Below are 20,227 nucleotides of genomic sequence, written 5' to 3'. Positions count from 1 at the left end.
ACCAGCAGGTTCAGTTGAACCCGCGTCGGGCTTTGACCACCCGATAGGCATTGTGCAACTCGCTGGTCTTCTCGGTCGCCACCCGCACTTGCTGAGGATTGGCGCCCGAACCGGCAATCTTGTCAGGATGATGGCGGCTGAGCAGACGCCGATAGGCGCGCTTGATGCTCAAAGGATCGGTGTCCGACCTTACCCCCAGCAGCGTCATCGCACTTTTGTAGTCGTCGCCGCTGCTGATCGGCGAGCGCTTCATGGGGTCGTGGTCAGCAGCCAGCGCCTCGACTTGCGGCCCTGTCCAGCCAAGCCACATCCCCCATACCCCGATCAGCTCGCGCTCGACCCGAGAAGCCTTGCCGTCCGCCCAGGCCATCCGCCAGCAGGCACGCAACATATCTTCGGCAATGTCCGGCTGCCCTTGCAGACCACGCAGATAACTGCGCAGGCCATCGCTGCCATCGCGGCCGCGCTTGAAGGCGTTGATGGCGCGCAACTGATCCGTCTCGTTCAGATTCAAACGGCGCATCTCGATACGTGCCTGGTGGATATGACTGGCCAGAACCCGTCCGCCACTTTTGGCCAGACGGCCCAGCAACACAAACAGCAGGTCATTCTGGGGGATCGTTGCACGTCCACCCAGGCGCTCACGCAGATGCGCCCAACTCTGCAGTTTCAGGCGCCGATCCAGCGCCTGACCCAATAGAGCGCCGAGCATCGCGCCTGGAATGCTGGCAATTGCATAACCGACTCCAGCGCCGATCAATGTGCCGGGCCAGAGCATTCAGCGAGTCTCCGCAAGCATCTGCTCGACTTCAGCCAGACGCTCGTGGGTGCCGACATCGACCCAGCGCCCTCTGTAGTGCTCACCCGTGACCAGCCCCTTATGCATCGCCTCGCGCAACAGCGGCGCGAGCTTGAACGCGCCGGGCTCGCAGTTGGCAAACAGCTGTGGATGGAGGATGGCGATACCGCTGTAGGTCAGCCGCTGCCCCGCCGAATCGTCGTCGCGCACCTGACCATCGACCAGCGAGAAATCACCTGTCGGATGATGCGCGGGGTTATCGACCAGTACCAGGTGCGCAAGGCCTTCAAGCGGCACGCGCAATGCGCCGAAGTCGTAATCGGTCCAGATATCCCCGTTGATCACCACGAACGGCTCCAGGCCAAGCAATGGCAACGCCCGCTGTATGCCGCCTCCCGTTTCCAGCGGCAGACCTTCGGGCGAGTAACGGATGCTCAGGTCGAAACGCTGACCGTCGCCCAGGTAATCCTCGATCTGCTGGCCCAGCCACGCATGGTTGATGACCAACTGGTGAAACCCTGCATCGCGCAAGGCGTTCAGGTGGTATTCGATCAACGGTACATCCCCGACACGCACCAACGGTTTGGGCGTGTGCAGGGTCAACGGGCGCATTCGCTCGCCTTTACCGGCAGCGAGAATCATCGCTTTCATGCAGTCCTCTTCGACACAATCAAGATCTTTTCCAAAATGGCCATCTTTCAAAACCCCTGTATAAACCGGCTCTTTCTCGTTGGCCGTCTCTGTCATTTCAGACAGCGGCGTCTACCGGCTGCAGACTGGTAAGCAATTGCCCGAGCTGCGCCAGCTCTGGGCGACGTGACAGTACCGCCTCTATATAAGCGAAAAAGCGCGGAACGTCTTCCAGGTAGCGAGGCTTTCCATCGCGATGGCAAATGCGCGCAAAAATGCCGATCACCTTCAAATGTCGCTGTACGCCCATCAGATCACTGGCGCGCTCGAAAGCGGCAAAGTCTTCCTGTACCGGAATGCCGATGGCCCGCGCCTGATCCCAGTAGGTGCGCAGCCAGTCACTCACGCGCTCCTGTGGCCAGCTCAGGAATGCGTCCTTGAACAGGCATGTCACGTCATAGGTAACCGGGCCGTAGACCGCGTCCTGGAAATCCAGCACGCCCGGGTTGGGCTCGCTGATCATCAGGTTGCGCGGCATATAGTCACGATGCACCAGCACTTTGGGCTGTGCCAGGGCGCTGTTGATCAGCAGCTCGCTGACCTGCTGCCAGTCGCTCAGTTGCGCCTCGTCCATCTCGACACCCAGGTGCCGCTTCACGTACCACTCGGGAAACAGCTCCAGTTCACGGCGCAGCAACGCGACGTCATAGCTGGGCAACGGCGCGTCCATAGGCAGTTGCTGGTAAGCCAGCAACGCCTGGATAGCATCAGCGAACAAGGCATCGGCATTGTCGTCGTCAATGACATCCAGATAAGTCTGACGGCCCAGATCGTTGAGCAGCAAAAAGCCTTGTGTCAGGTCTTCGGCATAAATTTTTGGAACATTAATGCCCGACTTTTCCAATAAATGAGCGATATCCACGAACGGTTTGCAGTTTTCCTGCGGTGGAGGGGCGTCCATGACAATAAAAGTTCGGCCCGCACCCTCCCAGCGAAAATAACGGCGAAAACTTGCGTCACTACTGGCCGCAGTCAATGTAGCCGGGGGCACGGCGCCCCAACCGTGCGCCGAAAACAGCGCCGGCAACTGCTCATCGAGCCAAACTTTCAGGGATTGCAGGCGTATATCTTGATCTGACATTACAAGGGTCTCCGACGGCGCTAGCCGTCAAGCGGGTCATGCTTTATTATCCGGAATCTTTTTCAGCCCATCGAGAGGCGTGCGGCCCCCCCGCGGGCAGATGGCGCGCAGGAAGCCCGGACTAATAAGATGGCATTGAAATCCCCCGCGTTTCGTAAAAAATTTCCGTTGCTCGTAACCGGCAGTCTGCTGGCGATGCAACCTCTGGCCACTCAGTTCGTGGTCGCCGCGGAACAGTATGACTGCTCAGTCTCTGCTTCGGGTGCCTGGAACTGTGCGCCGAAATCCAATGCTGCTGCAGTGGATCTGCCTCCGCGCCCCGTGCATGACACGACGTCGGTCAGCTCCAACGGCACGGTCACCTCACAAGGCACCTCTTCGGGTGAACAGTCTGCGGGTACGCAACTGGTCACTGAAGCCAAGGGCAAAGGTCTGAAGTCGCGTAGTGCTGACTACAGCCACCTCGATTGGGTTCCTCGCGAAAAGCTTACCGCAGCGCAACTGGCCGAGACCGGCCCGTATTGCTCGGGTGCCTACGTCGAACCGATCCGTCCTGGCATGGACGACAAGACGCCGATGAAAGACGCGCCGATGTTCGTGGGAGCCAAGGCTTCGCGTTACGAACAGGACGCGCAGGTCGCGACGCTGGCCGGTGATGTGGTGATGCGCCAGGGCAGCATGCAGGTGCAGGCCCAGGAGGCTGCACTGCATCAGGCCGAGAACCGTGGCGAGCTGAACGGCGATGTCCGTCTGCGCGACAACGGTGCGCTGATCGTCGGTGACAAGGCCGAACTGCAACTCGACACCGGCGAAGCCCGTGTCGACAACGCCGAGTACGTCCTGCACAAGTCGAACATTCGCGGTAACGCCCTGTACGCCAAGCGTGCAGAGAACGCGATCATCCGGCTCAAGGACGGTACCTACACGACGTGCGAGCCGAACAGCAACGCCTGGACGCTCAAGGGCAACAACATCACGCTGAACCCGGCCACCGGCTTCGGTACAGCGACCAACGTTACCCTGCGGGTCAAGGACATACCGGTTCTGTACACGCCGTATATCTACTTCCCGATCGACGACCGTCGTCAGTCCGGTTTCCTGCCGCCGACTATTGCAGCAGGTGGCGACAACGGCTTCACGCTGGTCACCCCGTACTACTTCAACCTGGCACCGAACTACGACGCCACGTTGTACCCGCGTTACATGGCTGATCGTGGCTTGCTGATGGAAGGCGAGTTCCGCTACCTGACCAAGGGCAGCGAAGGTCAGTTTGGCGGCGCGTACCTGAACGACGAGAATGACGACCGCAAACAGCAGTCCGATTACGACAAGACCCGCTGGATGATCAACTGGCAGCACAAGGGCGGGCTTGATACGCGCTGGCTGACCCAGGTCGATTACACCGATATCAGTGATCCGTATTACTTCCAGGATCTGGAAACCGATCAGATCGGCGTGAAAAGAACAGACTTCCTCAACCAGCAGGGCTCCCTGACCTACCGTGGCGACAGCTTCTCGGCAGTGCTCAATGCTCAGGCCTACAAGCTGGCGACGGTTGCCAACGTTACGCCGTACAACCGCCTGCCTCAGCTGACGCTCAACGGTACGTTGCCCTACAACCCCGGCGGCCTGAAGTTCGATTATCAGACTGAAGCGGTGCGCTTCGAGCGTGACCTGCGCAGCGGCGCGTTCATCGATGAAGATGGCAACTCCGAAACACGTCTGGACAACAACATCTCCGGCCTGGCTCGCGCCAACGGTGATCGCCTGAACCTGGCACCGTCGGTCAGCCTGCCGATGAACTGGACCTATGGCTTCCTGACGCCGAAGCTGAAGTATGTCTACACGCAATACGATCTGGATCTGGACAGCCAGGGCAAAAACACCCTGCTAGCCGGCGAAGAGTACAGCAGCAGCCAAAGCCGCAGCGTACCGATCTTCAGCGTCGACAGCGGCCTGTACTTCGACCGCAATACCAACTGGTTCGGCAAGGATTACCGCCAGACCCTGGAGCCGCGCCTGTTCTATCTCTATGTTCCCGAGAAAGACCAGACCGACATCCCGGTATTCGACACCAGCGAAAGCACGTTCAACTTCGCCTCGCTGTTCCGTGACAATCGCTTCACCGGTTCCGACCGCATCGGCGACGAGAACAAACTGTCGCTGGGCGTCACCAACCGCTGGATCGAGGACAACGGTTTTGAACGCCAACGCTTCAGCATCGGTCAGGCGTTGTATTTCGAAGACCGCAAGGTGCAGTTGCCGGGTGTCGCGTTCGCTGACCGTGACGATGCGCGCTCCAACGTTTCGCCTTATGCACTGGAATACGAATACCGCTTCAACCGCGACTGGCGCTTCAACTCCGATTTCAACTGGGATCCGGACAGCCGAAGCACCCGTTCGGGCAGCGCAATGTTCCACTACCAGCCTGAAGACAACCCGAACAAGGTCGTCAACCTCGGCTATCGCTATCGTAACGACCAGATTCGTTACGACGAAAGCACCGGCCGTTGGGTCGTGGGCGGTGGCGACTACGGCACTCCGGGTTCGCCAAACTACGTGAAGGACTACTACAAGATTCAGCAGCACGATTTCTCGGTCATCTGGCCGATCGTGCCGCAGTGGAGCCTGATCAGCCGTTGGCAGTATGACTACAACCGTGAACGCACCATCGAAGCTTTCGGCGGGTTCGAGTACGACAACTGCTGCTGGAAAATGCGCCTGGTCAATCGTTACTGGATCGACTACGACGAATTCAGCCAGGCAGCACCTCAGAACGAGAAAGGCGACCGCGGCATATTCCTACAAATCGTGTTGAAGGGGCTCGGCGGTGTAACTGGCGCCAAGGTAGACAGCTTCCTCGACAAAGGCATCCAAGGTTATCGTGAACGTGAAGACCAAGCTTTCTGATTGTCTGCGCCCGCTGATGCTGGGCGCGTTACTCCTGAGCGGTGCAGTGCATGCTGCGGTTCAACCTCTGGACAGTGTCGTGGCCATCGTCGACAACGACGTGATCATGAAAAGCCAGATGGACCAGCGTGTACGTGAAGTTCAGCAGACCATTGCCAAGCGTGGCTCTGGTGTACCGCCTGCCGAAGCCCTGCAACCACAGGTTCTGGATCGTCTGATCCTGGAAAACCTGCAGTTGCAGATGGGCGAACGGTCTGGCATTCGAGTCTCCGACGAAGAGCTGAACCAGGCCATCGGCACCATTGCCCAGCGCAACAACATGAGCGTGGAGCAGTTCCGCGCCGCGCTGGCGCATGACGGCCTGTCCTATAACGATGCGCGCGAACAGGTGCGCCGGGAAATGATCATCAGCCGCGTGCGTCAGCGCCGGGTGGCCGAACGTATCCAGGTGTCCCAGCAGGAAGTGAAGAACTTCCTCGCCTCCGATATGGGCAAGGCTCAGCTGTCTGAAGAGTTTCACCTGGCCAACATTCTGATCGCCACACCTGACAGCGCTTCTTCGGACGCCATCCAGGCCGCAGCGGTCAAGGCCAAGGGTATCTACGACCAGCTGAAGAAAGGTGCTGACTTCACCCGTCTTGCAGCCACCTCCTCGTCCAGCGAAAACGCACTGGAAGGCGGCGACATGGGCTGGCGCAAGGCTGCACAGTTGCCACCACCCTTCGGCGACATGCTCAGCTCGATGCCGGTCGGTGACGTGACGCCTCCTGCGCGTACGCCGGGTGGTTTCATCATTCTCAAGCTGCTGGAAAAGCGTGGCGGTCAGGGTCAGGCGCAAATGCGTGATGAAGTGCATGTGCGTCATATCCTGATCAAGCCAAGCGAAATCCGTAATGAGGAAGAGACCAAGCGTCTTGCCCAGAAGATCTACGACCGCATCGAGAACGGCGAAGATTTCGCCGAGCTGGCAAAAAGCTTTTCGGAAGATCCGGGTTCTGCACTCAATGGCGGCGATCTGAACTGGGTTGATCCCAACTCTCTGGTTCCGGAATTCCGTCAGGTCATGAGCGAAACGCCACAAGGCGTCTTGTCCAAACCGTTCCAGACCCAGTACGGCTGGCATGTTCTCGAAGTGCTCGGTCGTCGCTCCACGGACGCTACCGATCAGGCTCGCGAACAGCAGGCGCTGAACGTACTGCGTAACCGCAAGTACGACGAAGAGCTGCAAACCTGGCTGCGTCAGATCCGCGACGAAGCCTACGTTGAAATCAAACTCCCTGGCGCGACCCAGGCTGCACAGTGAAACCCAAGCGTTTCGCACTGACACCCGGCGAGCCGGCCGGCATAGGTCCTGACCTTTGCCTGCTGCTCGCCACGCAGCCTCAGCCATACCCCCTGATTGCCATTACCAGCCGTGACCTGCTCCTGGAGCGGGCCGCGCAACTGGGTGTAGCGGTCAGTCTGATCGATGTCACCCCCGAAGCGTTTCCCGACCTGCCTGCACCTGCCGGCAGTCTGTACGTCTGGGATACGCCACTGGCTGCTCCGGTGGAAACCGGCGTACTGAACAAGGCCAACGCGGCGTTCGTCCTGCAAACCCTGACCCGCGCCGGCCAGGGCTGCCTGGATGGGCTGTTCAGCGGCATGGTCACCGCCCCGGTGCACAAAGGCGTCATCAACGACGGCGGTATCGCGTTTTCCGGACACACCGAATTTCTCGCTGAACTGACTCACACCGAACAGGTGGTGATGATGCTGGCAACCGGCGACCTGCGCGTGGCACTGGTGACCACTCACCTGCCGTTGCGCGATGTGGCCGACGCTATCACAGCGGATCGTCTGGAGCGAGTGACACGCATCCTGCACGCTGATCTGGTCACCAAGTTCGGCATTGCCCACCCACGCATTCTGGTCTGCGGCCTCAACCCTCATGCCGGCGAAAGCGGGCATCTGGGTCGTGAGGAAATCGACATCATCGAACCTGCTCTGGAGCGCCTGCGCAGCGAAGGCCTGGACTTGCGCGGCCCGCTGCCTGCAGACACTCTGTTTACCCCCAAATATCTGGAGCACTGCGATGCAGTGCTGGCGATGTACCACGATCAGGGCCTGCCCGTGCTGAAATACAAAGGTTTCGGCGCAGCGGTCAATGTGACGCTCGGCCTGCCAATCATCCGCACCTCTGTCGATCACGGCACGGCGCTGGACCTGGCTGGCACCGCGAACATCGACACCGGCAGCCTGCACGTCGCACTGCAAACCGCCTACCAGATGGCCGAGACCCATTCATGACCGAGCAATACCAACACCGGGCGCGCAAGCGCTTCGGGCAGAACTTCCTGCACGACGCAGGCGTTATCGACAAGATCCTGCGTGCCATCCGTGCCAGACCTGAAGACCGGCTGCTGGAAATCGGGCCGGGCCAGGGTGCACTGACCGAGGGCCTGCTCGACAGCGGCGCTCAGCTGGACGTGGTCGAGCTGGACAAGGACCTGATTCCGATCCTGAACGGTCAGTTCGCCAGCAAGCCGAACTTCAACCTGCATCAGGGCGATGCACTGAAGTTCGACTTCAACACCCTCGGCGCCGAACCGCGCAGCCTGCGGGTGGTGGGCAACCTGCCGTACAACATCTCGACACCGCTGATTTTTCACCTGCTGCAGAACGCCAGCCTGATCCGCGACATGCACTTCATGCTGCAAAAGGAAGTGGTCGAGCGCATGGCTGCCGGACCCGGCGGCGGTGACTGGGGTCGTCTGTCGATCATGGTCCAGTACCATTGCCGCGTGGAGCACCTGTTCAACGTCGGACCGGGTGCGTTCAACCCGCCGCCGAAAGTGGACTCGGCCATTGTGCGCCTCGTCCCATACGAAACACTGCCGCACCCTGCCAAGGATCACCGTGTGCTGGAGCGCATCGTGCGTGAAGCGTTCAACCAGCGTCGCAAGACCTTGCGCAACACGCTCAAGCTGCTGTTGACCAGCGATGAGATCACCGCTTCCGGAGTAGACGGCAGCTTGCGTCCCGAGCAGCTCGATCTGGCTGCATTCGTTCGTCTGGCGGACACTCTCAGCGAAAAAGTTGTGACAGAGTGAACCCTGGGGACAAGTAAACGGCAGGCTCAGTCGTCATTTTCCGCTTACTTGTCCTAGACTGATCTACCTGCCGCACACGCCCTTTTTTCGCAGCTATGGATTTCAAGGCCTATTGCATGCCCGATTCTCGTTACAAGGTCGACGTCAGCGTCGTCACACGCTTCCTCTCGGAACAATCACAACCCGAGCAGAACCGCTTCGCTTTCGCCTACACCATCACCGTGCACAACAACGGCGAGTTACCTGCCCGGCTCCTGTCGCGGCACTGGGTCATAACCGACGGTGATGGCAATGTCGAGGAAGTGCGTGGCGAAGGCGTGGTTGGCCAGCAGCCACTGATCAAGAACGGCCACAGCCATACCTACAGCAGTGGTACGGTCATGACCACCAAGGTCGGCAACATGCAGGGCACCTATCAGATGCTGGCCGAAGACGGCAAACGCTTCGATGCCGTCATCGAGCCATTCCGGCTGGCCGTTCCGGGCTCGCTGCACTGATGGCGGTGTACGCCGTGGGTGACCTGCAAGGCTGCCTCGAACCTCTGCAATGCCTGCTCGAGCACGTTCACTTCAACCCGGAGCAGGATCGCCTCTGGCTGGTAGGTGACCTCGTCAACCGTGGTCCGCAATCGCTGGAAACGCTTCGCTACCTGTACGGCCTTCGCGAATCGCTGGTGTGCGTGCTGGGGAATCATGACCTGCACCTGCTGGCAGTGGCGCGCAAAAAAGAGCTGCTGAAAAAAGGCGACACGCTGCTTGAAATCCTTGAAGCGCCTGACCGTGACGACCTGCTCGGCTGGGTGCGTCGGCAAAAACTCATGCATTACGATGCTCAACGCAATGTCGCCATGGCGCATGCCGGTATCGCACCACAGTGGACGCTGAAAAAGGCTTTGAAGCACGCTGCCGAAGTCGAGCACGCGCTGCAGGACGAGCAGTTGTACGGCGCCTTTCTTGACGGCATGTACGGCAATGAACCGACCAGGTGGGACAACGACCTGCAAGGCGTGACGCGTCTGCGGGTCATCACCAACTACTTCACGCGTATGCGCTTCTGCACCAGCGACGGCAAGCTCGATCTGAAGAGCAAGGAAGGGGTCGGCACCGCGATACCTGGCTACGCGCCCTGGTTCAGCCACCAGAGCCGCAAGACCCGCGACGTGAAAATCATTTTCGGCCACTGGGCTGCGCTTGAAGGTCGCTGCGACGAACCGGACGTCTTTGCCCTGGACAGCGGATGTGTCTGGGGCGGTTCGATGACGCTGCTCAATGTCGATACGCTTGAACGCCATCAGTGCAATTGCGATGCTATGGGCAATGCCGCAGACGGGCTTGTTACCCGAGTGCAACCCGGCGCTACTCCCCTTCCGTAACCTCAGGCTCAGGAGCCCAGGCAATGACTGAATTCAAACGTATCCCACCCGAACAGGCCCAGGCTCTGCGCGAGCAAGGCGCCGTGCTGGTCGATGTCCGGGATCCGCAGGCTTTCGAGAGCAATCACATTCCCGATTCCGTGCATCTGGACAACCACTCGATCGCCGACTTCATCCGCGAAGCCGACCTGGACAAGCCGCTGGTGGTCGTCTGCTACCACGGCAACTCCAGCCAGAGCGCTGCAGCCTATCTGGTCAGCCAGGGTTTCTCCGATGTGTACAGCGTGGACGGTGGTTTCGAGCTGTGGCGCGCCACTTACCCACAAGAAACCGTGCAAGGCTGATAGAAAATATTTTTATGACAGCTGATCCCGCGTTCTACGCGGGCTCGCGAGCCATCTGACGAACGGTCAGCCCGTCTTCTCGCGCATCCCTTCTTTATCTTTCCGAATCCGAACTATCCTTAGCCTAGGCCATCCGTATTCAGGGGAGAGCCGGTACACCGGCGCGTGGGTCATCGGTAGTTACTTTTAGGGTGTTCTGGGGGGAAACAGTGGCCGTTAAGCGGCTGCTGCCAGCATCGACTGACGATCCGCCGCCGGCTCCACGTATCGAGCGAGGTGACGTCATGAGTATATTCAGCCACTTCCAACAACGCTTCGAAAGCACGAGGCAAGAAGAGCTCTCGCTACAGGAGTACCTTGAGCTCTGCAAACAGGACCGCAGCGCCTATGCCTCTGCCGCAGAACGTCTTCTGCTGGCTATCGGCGAACCTGAACTGGTGGATACCTCCACCAACTCCAGGCTGTCGCGCATTTTCTCCAACAAGGTCATACGCCGCTATCCGGCCTTTGCCGACTTCCACGGAATGGAAGAATGCATCGACCAGATCGTTTCGTATTTCCGCCATGCCGCCCAAGGCCTGGAAGAGAAGAAGCAAATCCTGTATCTGCTCGGCCCGGTGGGTGGCGGTAAATCGTCCCTGGCGGAAAAACTCAAGCAACTGATCGAAAAAGTCCCGTTCTACGCCATCAAGGGCTCGCCAGTCTTCGAGTCGCCCTTGGGCCTGTTCAACGCCACGGAGGACGGCGCGATTCTCGAAGAAGACTTCGGGATTCCGCGACGCTACCTGAGCACCATCATGTCGCCCTGGGCGACCAAACGCCTGGCCGAGTTCGGCGGCGACATCAGCCAGTTCAAGGTGGTGAAGCTCTATCCGTCGATTCTCAACCAGATTGCCGTGGCGAAAACCGAGCCTGGCGACGAAAACAACCAGGACATCTCTGCGCTGGTCGGCAAGGTGGATATCCGCAAACTGGAAGAATTCCCGCAGAACGACGCCGACGCCTACAGCTACTCGGGCGCGCTGTGCCGGGCCAACCAGGGCCTGATGGAATTCGTCGAGATGTTCAAGGCACCGATCAAGGTCCTTCATCCGCTGCTTACCGCAACCCAGGAAGGCAACTACAACAGTACCGAAGGGCTGGGCGCGATCCCGTTCACCGGTATCCTGCTGGCGCACTCCAACGAGTCGGAATGGCACAGCTTCCGCAACAACAAGAACAACGAAGCCTTCATCGACCGTATCTACATCGTGAAGGTGCCGTATTGCCTGCGTGTCAGCGACGAGATCAAGATCTACGACAAGCTGCTGTTCAACAGCTCGCTGTCCAAGGCGCACTGCGCGCCGGACACCCTGAAAATGCTTGCGCAGTTCACCACGCTGTCGCGCCTCAAAGAGCCGGACAACTCCAACATCTACTCCAAGATGCGCGTGTATGACGGCGAGAACCTGAAAGACACCGACCCGAAAGCCAAGTCGATCCAGGAATACCGCGACAGCGCGGGCGTCGACGAAGGCATGAATGGTCTGTCTACCCGCTTCGCGTTCAAGATTCTGTCCAAGGTCTTCAACTTCGATCCGCACGAAATCGCCGCCAACCCGGTGCATCTGCTTTACGTGCTGGAACAGCAGATCGAACAGGAGCAGTTCCCCGCCGAAACGCGCGAGCGTTATCTGCGCTTTATCAAGGAATACCTGGCACCGCGCTATATCGAGTTCATCGGCAAGGAAATCCAGACGGCGTACCTGGAATCCTACAGCGAGTACGGTCAGAACATTTTCGACCGTTACGTGCTGTATGCAGACTTCTGGATTCAGGATCAGGAATACCGCGATCCGGAAACCGGCGAGATTCTCAACCGTGTGGCCTTGAACGAGGAACTGGAAAAGATCGAGAAACCGGCTGGCATCAGCAACCCGAAAGATTTCCGCAACGAAATCGTCAATTTCGTGCTGCGTGCCCGCGCCAACAACAACGGCAAGAACCCGACCTGGCTCAGCTACGAGAAGCTGCGGGTGGTGATCGAGAAGAAAATGTTCTCCAACACCGAGGACCTCCTGCCCGTTATCAGCTTCAATGCCAAGGCCAGCAAAGAGGATCAGCAGAAGCACAACGACTTCGTGACACGAATGGTCGAGAGGGGCTACACGGACAAGCAGGTACGTCTGCTTTCCGAATGGTATCTGCGCGTGCGGAAATCGCAGTAAAGCAGCTGCAAGCTTCAAGCTATCAGCTGCAGGCGAAAAGCGATCACCCCCCGGGCTCGGGATTCATCGCGGCTCGCCTGCAGCTTGAGGCTTACAACTTGAAGCTCCCCGGAGGAGCCTATGAGCTATGTGATCGACCGACGTCTCAACGGCAAGAACAAGAGCACGGTAAACCGCCAGCGGTTTCTGCGGCGTTACCGTGACCACATCAAGAAGGCAGTGGAGGAAGCGGTCAGCCGACGCTCCATCACTGACATGGAACACGGCGAGCAGATCAGCATTCCCGGACGTGACATCGACGAACCGGTCCTGCATCACGGTCGCGGCGGCAAGCAGACCGTTGTTCATCCTGGCAACAAGGAGTTCACCACAGGTGAGCACATCGCCCGCCCTCAAGGCGGCGGTGGCGGCAAAGGCCCCGGCAAGGCAGGCAACTCCGGCGAAGGGATGGATGAGTTTTCGTTTCAGATTACTCAGGAAGAATTTCTCGAATTCATGTTCGAAGACCTGGAGCTGCCGAATCTGGTCAAGCGCAACCTGACCGGCACCGACACCTTCAAGACTGTGCGCGCCGGGATCAGCAACGAGGGCAACCCGTCGCGGATCAACATCATCCGTACGCTGCGCTCGGCACATGCACGCCGCATTGCACTGTCCGGCAGCAGCCGGGCGAAACTCAGGGAAGCGACCGCCGAGCTTGAACGCATGAAGCGCGAAGAGCCGGATAACTTTGGTGACATTCAGGAACTGGAAGTAGAGATCGACCGACTGAAGGCACGCATTCGTCGTGTGCCCTACCTCGACACCTTCGACCTCAAGTACAACCTGCTGGTCAAGCAACCCAACCCCAGCTCCAAAGCGGTCATGTTCTGCCTGATGGACGTCTCCGGTTCCATGACCCAGGCGACCAAGGACATCGCCAAGCGCTTCTTCATCCTGCTGTACCTGTTCCTCAAACGTAACTACGACAAGATCGACGTGGTCTTCATTCGTCACCACACCAGCGCCCGCGAAGTGGACGAGGAAGAGTTTTTCTATTCCCGGGAAACCGGCGGCACCATCGTTTCCAGCGCCTTGAAACTGATGCAGGAAATCATGGCCGCACGCTACCCGAGCAGTGACTGGAATATCTACGCGGCACAAGCGTCGGATGGCGACAACTGGAACGATGATTCGCCCATCTGCCGGGAAATCCTCACCAAACAGATCATGCCCTTCGTGCAGTACTACACGTACGTGGAAATCACGCCGCGTGAGCATCAGGCCTTGTGGTATGAGTACGAACGCATCGGTGAAGATTTTGCCGACACGTTTGCCCAGCAACAGCTGGTCTCTGCCGGTGATATCTACCCGGTATTCCGCGAACTCTTTCAGCGAAGGTTAGTGTCATGACCGCCAGAGAGCAGAAGCGCCAACCCCTCTCCACGGGGTCAGAGTGGACATTCGAACTGATCCGCGCCTACGACCGCGAAATCGGCAGGATTGCCGAGCGGTATGCGCTGGACACCTACCCCAACCAGATCGAAGTGATCACGGCCGAGCAGATGATGGATGCCTATGCCTCGGTGGGTATGCCTTTGGGCTATCACCACTGGTCCTACGGCAAACACTTCCTCAGCACGGAAAAATCCTATTCGCGAGGCCAGATGGGCCTGGCCTACGAGATCGTCATCAACTCCGACCCGTGCATCGCCTACCTGATGGAAGAGAACACCATCTGCATGCAGGCGCTGGTCGTGGCTCATGCGTGCTATGGCCATAACAGCTTCTTCAAGGGCAACTACCTGTTTCGCACCTGGACCGACGCCAGCTCGATCATCGATTACCTGGTGTTTGCCAAGCAGTACATCATGCAATGTGAGGAACGGCATGGCATCGATGCCGTGGAGGACTTGCTCGACTCCTGCCATGCACTGATGAACTACGGGGTGGATCGCTACAAGCGCCCCTACCCGATTTCCGCCGAAGAGGAGCGGCGTCGGCAGAAGGACCGGGAGGAGCACCTTCAGCGGCAAATCAACGACCTGTGGCGCACCATCCCGAAAAGTGCCGACAAGAGCAGCAAGGAAGACAACGCGCGCTTTCCGGCAGAGCCGCAGGAAAACATTCTCTACTTCATCGAGAAACACGCCCCGCTGCTGGAGCCATGGCAGCGTGAAGTGGTGCGCATCGTGCGCAAGATCGCGCAGTATTTCTATCCACAGCGCCAGACCCAGGTGATGAACGAAGGCTGGGCGACGTTCTGGCATTACACGCTGATGAATGATCTGTACGACGAAGGCCTGGTCACCGACGGCTTCATGATGGAGTTCCTGCAGTCGCACACCAGCGTGATTTTCCAGCCCGGTTTCGACAGTCCGTATTACAGCGGTATCAATCCCTACGCGCTGGGCTTTGCCATGTATCAGGACATCCGCCGGATGTGCGAAAACCCTACTGACGAAGACCGCCAGTGGTTTCCGGAAATTGCCGGCAGCGACTGGCTCACGGCGATCAAATTCGCAATGACCAGCTTCAAGGACGAGAGCTTCATCCTCCAGTACCTGTCGCCCAAGGTGATTCGCGACCTCAAGCTGTTTAGCATCATGGACGACGACCAGCAGGAGGACCTGCTGGTGCCCGCCATTCATGATGAAAACGGCTATCGGACCATTCGCGAAATACTCGCTGCGCAGTACAACCTGGGCAATCGGGAGCCCAATGTGCAGATCTACAGCATCGACCGCCGAGGCGATCGCTCGCTGACCCTGCGCCATCAACAGCACAATCGCAAACCACTCGGTGACTCGACAGACGAGGTGCTCAAGCACCTGCACCGGCTGTGGGGCTTTGACATCCACCTGGAAACCCTGCAGGGCGATCAGGTGGTCAAGACTCATCACGTCCCCCCGAAAGGCGAGCATGCCGACAGTGAATATCCCCGGCTTGATATGGCGGTCGTTCACCTTTAAGCACTAGGGGAATAGGGTTTTAAACGCTTGTTCATGCAGCTTTAGCCTCCGCAAGTACGACACAAGGTTTATCCTGTCGCGCTTACGGAGGCTTTTTATGCAGATTTATAAAGTGGGCGGTGCTGTACGCGACCGTCTTCTGGGTCAACCTGTCACGGACATCGACTGGGTCGTGGTCGGCGCAAGCACCGAGGACATGCTGATCAAGGGCTATCGCCCGGTTGGTACAGATTTCCCGGTGTTTCTGCATCCGCTGACCAATGAGGAATACGCGCTGGCGCGCACCGAGCGCAAGAGCGGCGTGGGCTACGGGGGCTTTGTTTTCCACGCCAGCCCCGAGGTAACGCTTGAGCAGGATTTGATTCGGCGTGACCTGACGATCAACGCCATGGCTGAAGACAAGGACGGTAATTTAACCGATCCCTACAACGGCCAGAAGGACTTGGAAGCGCGGATATTACGTCACGTTTCCCCCGCTTTCGCCGAAGATCCGCTCCGGGTCTTGCGTGTGGCGCGATTCGCCGCACGCTACGCCGGTTACGGTTTTACCATCGCGCCCGAGACCCTTGGGCTGATGCGACAGCTCAGTGAATCGGGCGAACTCAAGGCGCTGACTGCCGAGCGAAGCTGGAAGGAAATCTCGCGCGCGCTCATGGAAGAACAGCCTCAGGTGTTCATTCAGGTGCTGCACGACTGCGGCGCGCTCAAAGAGCTGATGCCCGAAGTCGAAGCGTTGTTCGGTGTACCGCAGCCGGCGGCGCATCACCCGGAAATAGACACTGGCGTACACGTGCTAAGTGTTCTTGAGCAATCCGCACGCCACAAACACCCGCTGACGGTGCGCTGGGCCTGCTTGCTGCACGACCTTGGCAAAGGGCTGACGCCGGAAGCCGAATGGCCAAGGCACATCGCTCATGAACACACCGGCCTGCGCCTGATAAAAGCGGTCAACGAGCGTTTTCGTGTGCCGAGGGACTGCCAGGAACTGGCGCTGCTGGTCGGCCAGTACCATACCCACGGCCACCGCGCGCTGGAGTTGAAACCTTCGACCCTGCTGGAGTTGCTGCAAAGCTTCGACGTCTACCGCCGCCCGCAGCGCTTTGAAGAGTTCATTGCGGCGTGCGAGATGGACGCCCGAGGACGTCACGGCTTCGAACAACGCAGTTATCCACAGGCCGACTACCTGCGCGGCGCCGCCGAGGCCGCACGCGCGGTATCAGTACAGCCGTTGCTGGAACAGGGTCTGAAGGGCAAGGAACTGGGTGACGCGCTGAAGAACGAGCGCTTGAAGGCACTGAAAACCTACAAGACCAGCACTGTGTGACGCGGAGCGTGAGGAACGAGAGGTGTCCGGGAGAGCACTTTTCGTACCTATGCGCAGCCATGGACGCTCTGCACTCGGGCTGAAAGACGAGGATGACCTCAGCTACGCAGCAAAACCTCAGGCGTCAGCGCCAACCCACGCCACTCAAACGCCACCGGCCAAAGCTGCTGATCAATCTGCGCGTCAGCCCAGAGTTTGCTGAAGGCAATGCCCACACCGGGATGCAGACGTTCAGGGGCAATCAACGCCAATGGCCGCAACACAAAGGCATTCTTCAGAATTTCCGCCCTAGGCAAGATCAGCCCGTCGAAATTACCGACCTGCTCGCCGTACAGCAGCACATCGATATCCAGCGGCAACCCTTTGCGATCCGGGGCGTAGCGGCCATTGTCCGCTTCGATGAATTTCAGGCGACGATCCAGCTCCATCAGGGGCAAATCAGTCAGCGCCGATACGACGAGATTGAAGAACGGCCCGCTCTTGATACCCACGGCATGGCTTTCAAAAACCGGCGAACAGCTCAGATCGGTCAGGAAGCCATCCAGCGCATCGAGCCCCGCAATCAGGTGGCGCTCACGCTCGATGTTGCTCCCCAGGCCGAGGAAAATCCGCGTCAGCGACATCCGCGCTCGATCTCCACGCCCACACCGGCAGCGGCCGCTACAGCACCGGGCTTGGTCAGTTTCAGGCGCAGCCAGGGAATATTGAATTCACCCATCAGCACTTCAGCCAGTCGCTCGGCGAAGGTCTCCACCAACTGGAACTGTGCCTGCTCGGCGAACGCCTGAATACGTGTCGAGACACTGGCGTAGTCGAGGGCCTTGCTCAGATCGTCGCCTGCGGCTGCGGGGCGATTGTCCCAGGCAAAGCTGAGGTCCAGACGCAGGCACTGACGAATGCCACGCTCCCAGTCATAAGCGCCAATGACCGTATCGACCTCAAGGCCCTCGATGAAAACTCTGTCCAAGCACTACTCTCCACTGCACGACAAGGGCGCGATGCGCCGTTAGAATCAGGGCATCCTCGCCCGGAATGGTTCGCATGTTTTGGTTACTGGCCACCTTCGCCTACCTGCTTGGCTCGCTGTCCTTCGCCATCCTGCTCAGCCGCCTGAGCGGCAGGCCGGACCCGCGCGCCAGTGGCTCCGGCAATGCCGGCGCGACCAACATGCTGCGTCTGGCCGGGAAAAAACTCGCCATCCTGACCCTGCTCGGCGACCTCTGCAAAGGCCTGGTACCGATCCTGATCGCCAGCACCTTGAGCATGGACATCGCACAACAGGGCTGGATCGGCGTCTGCGCAGTGCTGGGCCATCTGTTCCCGGTGTACTTCCGCTTCCGCGGTGGCAAAGGCGTAGCGACCGCCGCCGGTGTGCTGCTGGGCCTGTATCCGCCCGCCGCTGCCCTGGCGATAGTCGCCTGGCTGCTGACGCTCTACCTGACCCGCACCAGCTCGCTTGCCGCCCTGATCGCCACACCCCTGACCCTGCCATTGCTGGCGTGGCAGGAGCCTCATGCGCTGCTGCCGATGAGCGTGTTGACCCTGCTCATCGTCTGGCGCCATCGCGGCAATCTACGCGACCTGCTCGCCGGGCGCGAACGACATTTCTGAGGCGTACCCCGCCTGGTCTGCCGTCACAGCCCCGACAACTGCTCCATGGGCCAGCGTGCCTGCACGCTGATGCTCAAATCTTCCTTCTGCCCGACCTGCAAACGCTGGCACCCGGCAAACGCGATCATCGCGCCGTTATCGGTACAAAACTCGGGCCGTGCGTAATAGACATGGCCGCGCAGGTCGCCAAGCATGCTTTCCAGCGAAGCGCGCAGTGCCTTGTTGGCGCTGACGCCACCGGCAATCACCAGGCTCTTGAGGCCGGTCTGCTTGAGCGCGCGCTTGCATTTGATGGTCAAAGTCTCCACTACCGCCTGCTGGAAGGCCAGAGCGATGTCGCAGCGGGTTTGCTCACTGTCGTCTCCAGCATTCCGGCATTGCTGCCAGGTATTGAGCGCAGAGGTTTTCAGGCCGCTGAAGCTGAATTCCAGCCCGGGACGATCGGTCATCGGCCGAGGGAAGACAAACCGCCCCGCCACACCCTGCATGGCCGCCTTTGAAATCTCCGGGCCGCCGGGGTACTGCATGCCCATCATCTTGGCGGTCTTGTCGAAGGCCTCGCCTGCGGCATCATCCAGCGTCTCGCCCAGCAGTTCGTACTGACCGATGCCGTCGACGCGCACCAGTTGCGTATGGCCGCCCGACACCAGCAAGGCGACGAACGGGAACTGTGGCGGGTTTTCTTCCAGCATCGGGGCCAGCAGATGACCTTCCATGTGATGCACGCCCAGCGCCGGGATATCCCAGGCGAACGCCAGCGCCTGAGCGCACGAAGCGCCGACCAGCAAGGCGCCGACCAAGCCAGGGCCGGCCGTGTAGGCAATGGCGTCGATATCAGTGGCCACGCAGTCCGCCTCGGCCAGTGTCTGGCGAATCAGAGGCAGCATGCGCTTGACGTGATCGCGCGAAGCCAGCTCCGGCACCACACCGCCATAGGCACGGTGCAGGTCGATCTGGCTGAATAATGCGTCCGCAAGCAAACCGCGTTCGCTGTCGTATAACGCGACGCCGGTTTCGTCGCAGGAGGTTTCTAATCCCAGTACTAGCATGGGGTTGCGCCTTGTAGGGGGCAGATTTGAAGGCGCGCATAATAGTCGCCGACCGAGGTGCCGACCAGCGGTTTTCGATCAGAGGCTTTGCATTCCTCTCAATGAGGGGTTAACATCCGCAACCCTTAAAAACCGACGTACTTTTGTGCAGTGTTTGCACTGAGCGTTGACCCCGGTAATGAATGAAGGTAGCTCTGGATGCCAGCCGTCAAAGTTAAAGAGAACGAACCCTTCGACGTAGCTCTGCGTCGTTTCAAGCGCTCCTGCGAAAAAGCCGGTGTTCTGGCTGAAGTTCGTAGCCGCGAATTTTACGAGAAGCCGACTTCGGAGCGTAAGCGCAAGGCAGCAGCTGCTGTCAAACGCCACGCCAAGAAAGTCCAGCGCGAACAGCGCCGCGCCGTTCGTCTGTATTAATTTACAGACCTTCGTCGCAAGCTTCTGCCTTGCCCGGCCAACCAGCCGGGCTGTCGGCAGTTACAGCTTCGCTGTTTTGCGTTCGCTTTATTGATTGACCCTGTCCAGGCCGCCGATGCGACTCAGACATTCATTCAAGCACGTCCAGCCTGTTCACAGGCTACATCGGTCATGCCCACTCGGGCAGCACATCGACCGATGACAAGACGAGTATGCCTTGATGACTTCGCAAGAAGCTCAGCCAAGGCAGCGTCTTCCGTGTCCCCAGGCTCTGACCACTCGCGTGGGCAGCGAAGTTTGTGGCCTTTCCGATCCTCTCGCAGGATCAAGCTTTATTCCTTTCAGGCCAACACCGTCCTTCGGATGCAAAGACGTGCCCGTTT

At 59.2% G+C, this 20,227-nt stretch carries 19 protein-coding genes; 13 read left to right on the top strand and 6 right to left on the bottom strand.

What is annotated here, in order from left to right; genetic code table 11:
* Positions 1-10: 10 nt before the first annotated feature.
* The 3 genes from KBY08_RS22715 to KBY08_RS22705 all read right to left on the bottom strand — a co-directional run bounded on the left by KBY08_RS22715 (position 11) and on the right by KBY08_RS22705 (position 2,570).
* The gene (locus tag KBY08_RS22715) at positions 11-778 is read right to left on the bottom strand and encodes a DnaJ domain-containing protein (protein WP_024639774.1); all 768 of its coding nucleotides are present in this window, start codon (positions 776-778) and stop codon (positions 11-13) included.
* A complete protein-coding gene (murU, locus tag KBY08_RS22710; protein WP_162884961.1) occupies positions 779-1,450 on the bottom strand; it encodes an N-acetylmuramate alpha-1-phosphate uridylyltransferase MurU in 672 nt (223 codons plus the stop codon).
* A 97-nt stretch (positions 1,451-1,547) separates the two neighbouring features.
* Positions 1,548-2,570: an aminoglycoside phosphotransferase family protein gene (locus KBY08_RS22705; RefSeq protein WP_003402036.1), complete on the bottom strand. Its 1,023-nt coding sequence runs from the start codon at positions 2,568-2,570 to the stop codon at positions 1,548-1,550.
* Positions 2,571-2,699: 129 nt separating this feature from the next.
* On the opposite strand from KBY08_RS22705, the gene KBY08_RS22700 reads away from it, so the two are divergent.
* The 11 genes from KBY08_RS22700 to KBY08_RS22650 all read left to right on the top strand — a co-directional run bounded on the left by KBY08_RS22700 (position 2,700) and on the right by KBY08_RS22650 (position 16,770).
* Complete coding sequence (locus tag KBY08_RS22700) at positions 2,700-5,480, top strand: LPS-assembly protein LptD (RefSeq protein WP_024639776.1); 2,781 nt, start codon at positions 2,700-2,702, stop codon at positions 5,478-5,480.
* Entirely contained in the window at positions 5,461-6,783 is a 1,323-nt protein-coding gene (locus tag KBY08_RS22695; protein WP_024639777.1) for a peptidylprolyl isomerase, read from the top strand. Before KBY08_RS22700 ends, KBY08_RS22695 begins: the two co-directional genes overlap by 20 nt.
* Positions 6,780-7,769, top strand: a complete 990-nt coding sequence (gene pdxA / locus KBY08_RS22690) for a 4-hydroxythreonine-4-phosphate dehydrogenase PdxA (protein ID WP_003402040.1) — start codon at positions 6,780-6,782, stop codon at positions 7,767-7,769. Before KBY08_RS22695 ends, pdxA begins: the two co-directional genes overlap by 4 nt.
* Complete coding sequence (gene rsmA, locus KBY08_RS22685) at positions 7,766-8,572, top strand: 16S rRNA (adenine(1518)-N(6)/adenine(1519)-N(6))-dimethyltransferase RsmA (RefSeq protein ID WP_003402042.1); 807 nt, start codon at positions 7,766-7,768, stop codon at positions 8,570-8,572. Before pdxA ends, rsmA begins: the two co-directional genes overlap by 4 nt.
* Positions 8,573-8,688: 116 nt before the next feature.
* The gene (apaG, locus tag KBY08_RS22680) at positions 8,689-9,069 is read left to right on the top strand and encodes a Co2+/Mg2+ efflux protein ApaG (protein WP_024639778.1); all 381 of its coding nucleotides are present in this window, start codon (positions 8,689-8,691) and stop codon (positions 9,067-9,069) included.
* Entirely contained in the window at positions 9,069-9,944 is an 876-nt protein-coding gene (locus KBY08_RS22675) for a symmetrical bis(5'-nucleosyl)-tetraphosphatase (RefSeq protein WP_225651266.1), read from the top strand. The genes apaG and KBY08_RS22675 overlap by 1 nt, the downstream gene beginning before the upstream one ends.
* 23 nt (positions 9,945-9,967) lie before the next feature.
* Positions 9,968-10,288: a thiosulfate sulfurtransferase GlpE gene (gene glpE, locus KBY08_RS22670; protein ID WP_003402047.1), complete on the top strand. Its 321-nt coding sequence runs from the start codon at positions 9,968-9,970 to the stop codon at positions 10,286-10,288.
* 284 nt (positions 10,289-10,572) lie between these two features.
* Positions 10,573-12,495 carry a PrkA family serine protein kinase gene (locus KBY08_RS22665; protein ID WP_003316247.1) on the top strand — a complete coding sequence of 641 codons (1,923 nt, stop codon included), beginning with the start codon at positions 10,573-10,575 and terminating at the stop codon, positions 12,493-12,495.
* Positions 12,496-12,615: 120 nt separating this feature from the next.
* Positions 12,616-13,887: a YeaH/YhbH family protein gene (locus tag KBY08_RS22660; RefSeq protein ID WP_011269137.1), complete on the top strand. Its 1,272-nt coding sequence runs from the start codon at positions 12,616-12,618 to the stop codon at positions 13,885-13,887.
* Positions 13,884-15,446, top strand: a complete 1,563-nt coding sequence (locus tag KBY08_RS22655; protein WP_003402050.1) for a SpoVR family protein — start codon at positions 13,884-13,886, stop codon at positions 15,444-15,446. Before KBY08_RS22660 ends, KBY08_RS22655 begins: the two co-directional genes overlap by 4 nt.
* 97 nt (positions 15,447-15,543) lie before the next feature.
* Positions 15,544-16,770, top strand: a complete 1,227-nt coding sequence (locus tag KBY08_RS22650; RefSeq protein WP_003402052.1) for a multifunctional CCA addition/repair protein — start codon at positions 15,544-15,546, stop codon at positions 16,768-16,770.
* Between the two features lie 98 nt (positions 16,771-16,868).
* On the opposite strand, the gene folK is transcribed toward KBY08_RS22650, so the two are convergent.
* Both folK and folB read right to left on the bottom strand, forming a co-directional pair.
* Entirely contained in the window at positions 16,869-17,393 is a 525-nt protein-coding gene (folK, locus tag KBY08_RS22645) for a 2-amino-4-hydroxy-6-hydroxymethyldihydropteridine diphosphokinase (RefSeq protein ID WP_024642767.1), read from the bottom strand.
* Positions 17,384-17,737 carry a dihydroneopterin aldolase gene (gene folB / locus KBY08_RS22640; protein ID WP_003316242.1) on the bottom strand — a complete coding sequence of 118 codons (354 nt, stop codon included), beginning with the start codon at positions 17,735-17,737 and terminating at the stop codon, positions 17,384-17,386. Before folB ends, folK begins: the two co-directional genes overlap by 10 nt.
* A 74-nt stretch (positions 17,738-17,811) precedes the next feature.
* Between folB and plsY the strand changes: the two genes are divergently transcribed.
* Entirely contained in the window at positions 17,812-18,381 is a 570-nt protein-coding gene (plsY, locus tag KBY08_RS22635) for a glycerol-3-phosphate 1-O-acyltransferase PlsY (RefSeq protein ID WP_003402056.1), read from the top strand.
* Between the two features lie 23 nt (positions 18,382-18,404).
* Here plsY and tsaD read toward each other — a convergent pair whose 3' ends face one another.
* Positions 18,405-19,430 (bottom strand): tRNA (adenosine(37)-N6)-threonylcarbamoyltransferase complex transferase subunit TsaD, encoded by a 1,026-nt coding sequence (gene tsaD / locus KBY08_RS22630; RefSeq protein ID WP_003394970.1) that lies wholly within the window; start codon positions 19,428-19,430, stop codon positions 18,405-18,407.
* A gap of 198 nt (positions 19,431-19,628) precedes the next feature.
* Here tsaD and rpsU point away from each other — a divergent pair, with 198 nt between their 5' ends.
* A complete protein-coding gene (gene rpsU, locus KBY08_RS22625) occupies positions 19,629-19,844 on the top strand; it encodes a 30S ribosomal protein S21 (protein WP_002551877.1) in 216 nt (71 codons plus the stop codon).
* The last annotated feature ends 383 nt before the right edge of the window (positions 19,845-20,227 follow it).

This window comes from Pseudomonas sp. P135 (assembly GCF_020312125.1).
Classification (GTDB): domain Bacteria; phylum Pseudomonadota; class Gammaproteobacteria; order Pseudomonadales; family Pseudomonadaceae; genus Aquipseudomonas; species Aquipseudomonas fragariae.
The sequence above is the reverse complement of the archived record's forward strand: the minus strand, read 5'-3'. Positions and strand labels throughout refer to the sequence as shown.

Coding starts and splice junctions, on each gene's coding strand:
- KBY08_RS22715 (WP_024639774.1), bottom strand. CDS start 778: ATGCTCTGGCCCGGCACATTGATCGGCGCTGGAGTCGGTTATGCAATT.
- murU (WP_162884961.1), bottom strand. CDS start 1,450: ATGAAAGCGATGATTCTCGCTGCCGGTAAAGGCGAGCGAATGCGCCCG.
- KBY08_RS22705 (WP_003402036.1), bottom strand. CDS start 2,570: ATGTCAGATCAAGATATACGCCTGCAATCCCTGAAAGTTTGGCTCGAT.
- KBY08_RS22700 (WP_024639776.1), top strand. CDS start 2,700: ATGGCATTGAAATCCCCCGCGTTTCGTAAAAAATTTCCGTTGCTCGTA.
- rsmA (WP_003402042.1), top strand. CDS start 7,766: ATGACCGAGCAATACCAACACCGGGCGCGCAAGCGCTTCGGGCAGAAC.
- apaG (WP_024639778.1), top strand. CDS start 8,689: ATGCCCGATTCTCGTTACAAGGTCGACGTCAGCGTCGTCACACGCTTC.
- KBY08_RS22675 (WP_225651266.1), top strand. CDS start 9,069: ATGGCGGTGTACGCCGTGGGTGACCTGCAAGGCTGCCTCGAACCTCTG.
- glpE (WP_003402047.1), top strand. CDS start 9,968: ATGACTGAATTCAAACGTATCCCACCCGAACAGGCCCAGGCTCTGCGC.
- KBY08_RS22665 (WP_003316247.1), top strand. CDS start 10,573: ATGAGTATATTCAGCCACTTCCAACAACGCTTCGAAAGCACGAGGCAA.
- KBY08_RS22660 (WP_011269137.1), top strand. CDS start 12,616: ATGAGCTATGTGATCGACCGACGTCTCAACGGCAAGAACAAGAGCACG.
- KBY08_RS22655 (WP_003402050.1), top strand. CDS start 13,884: ATGACCGCCAGAGAGCAGAAGCGCCAACCCCTCTCCACGGGGTCAGAG.
- KBY08_RS22650 (WP_003402052.1), top strand. CDS start 15,544: ATGCAGATTTATAAAGTGGGCGGTGCTGTACGCGACCGTCTTCTGGGT.
- folK (WP_024642767.1), bottom strand. CDS start 17,393: ATGTCGCTGACGCGGATTTTCCTCGGCCTGGGGAGCAACATCGAGCGT.
- plsY (WP_003402056.1), top strand. CDS start 17,812: ATGTTTTGGTTACTGGCCACCTTCGCCTACCTGCTTGGCTCGCTGTCC.
- tsaD (WP_003394970.1), bottom strand. CDS start 19,430: ATGCTAGTACTGGGATTAGAAACCTCCTGCGACGAAACCGGCGTCGCG.
- rpsU (WP_002551877.1), top strand. CDS start 19,629: ATGCCAGCCGTCAAAGTTAAAGAGAACGAACCCTTCGACGTAGCTCTG.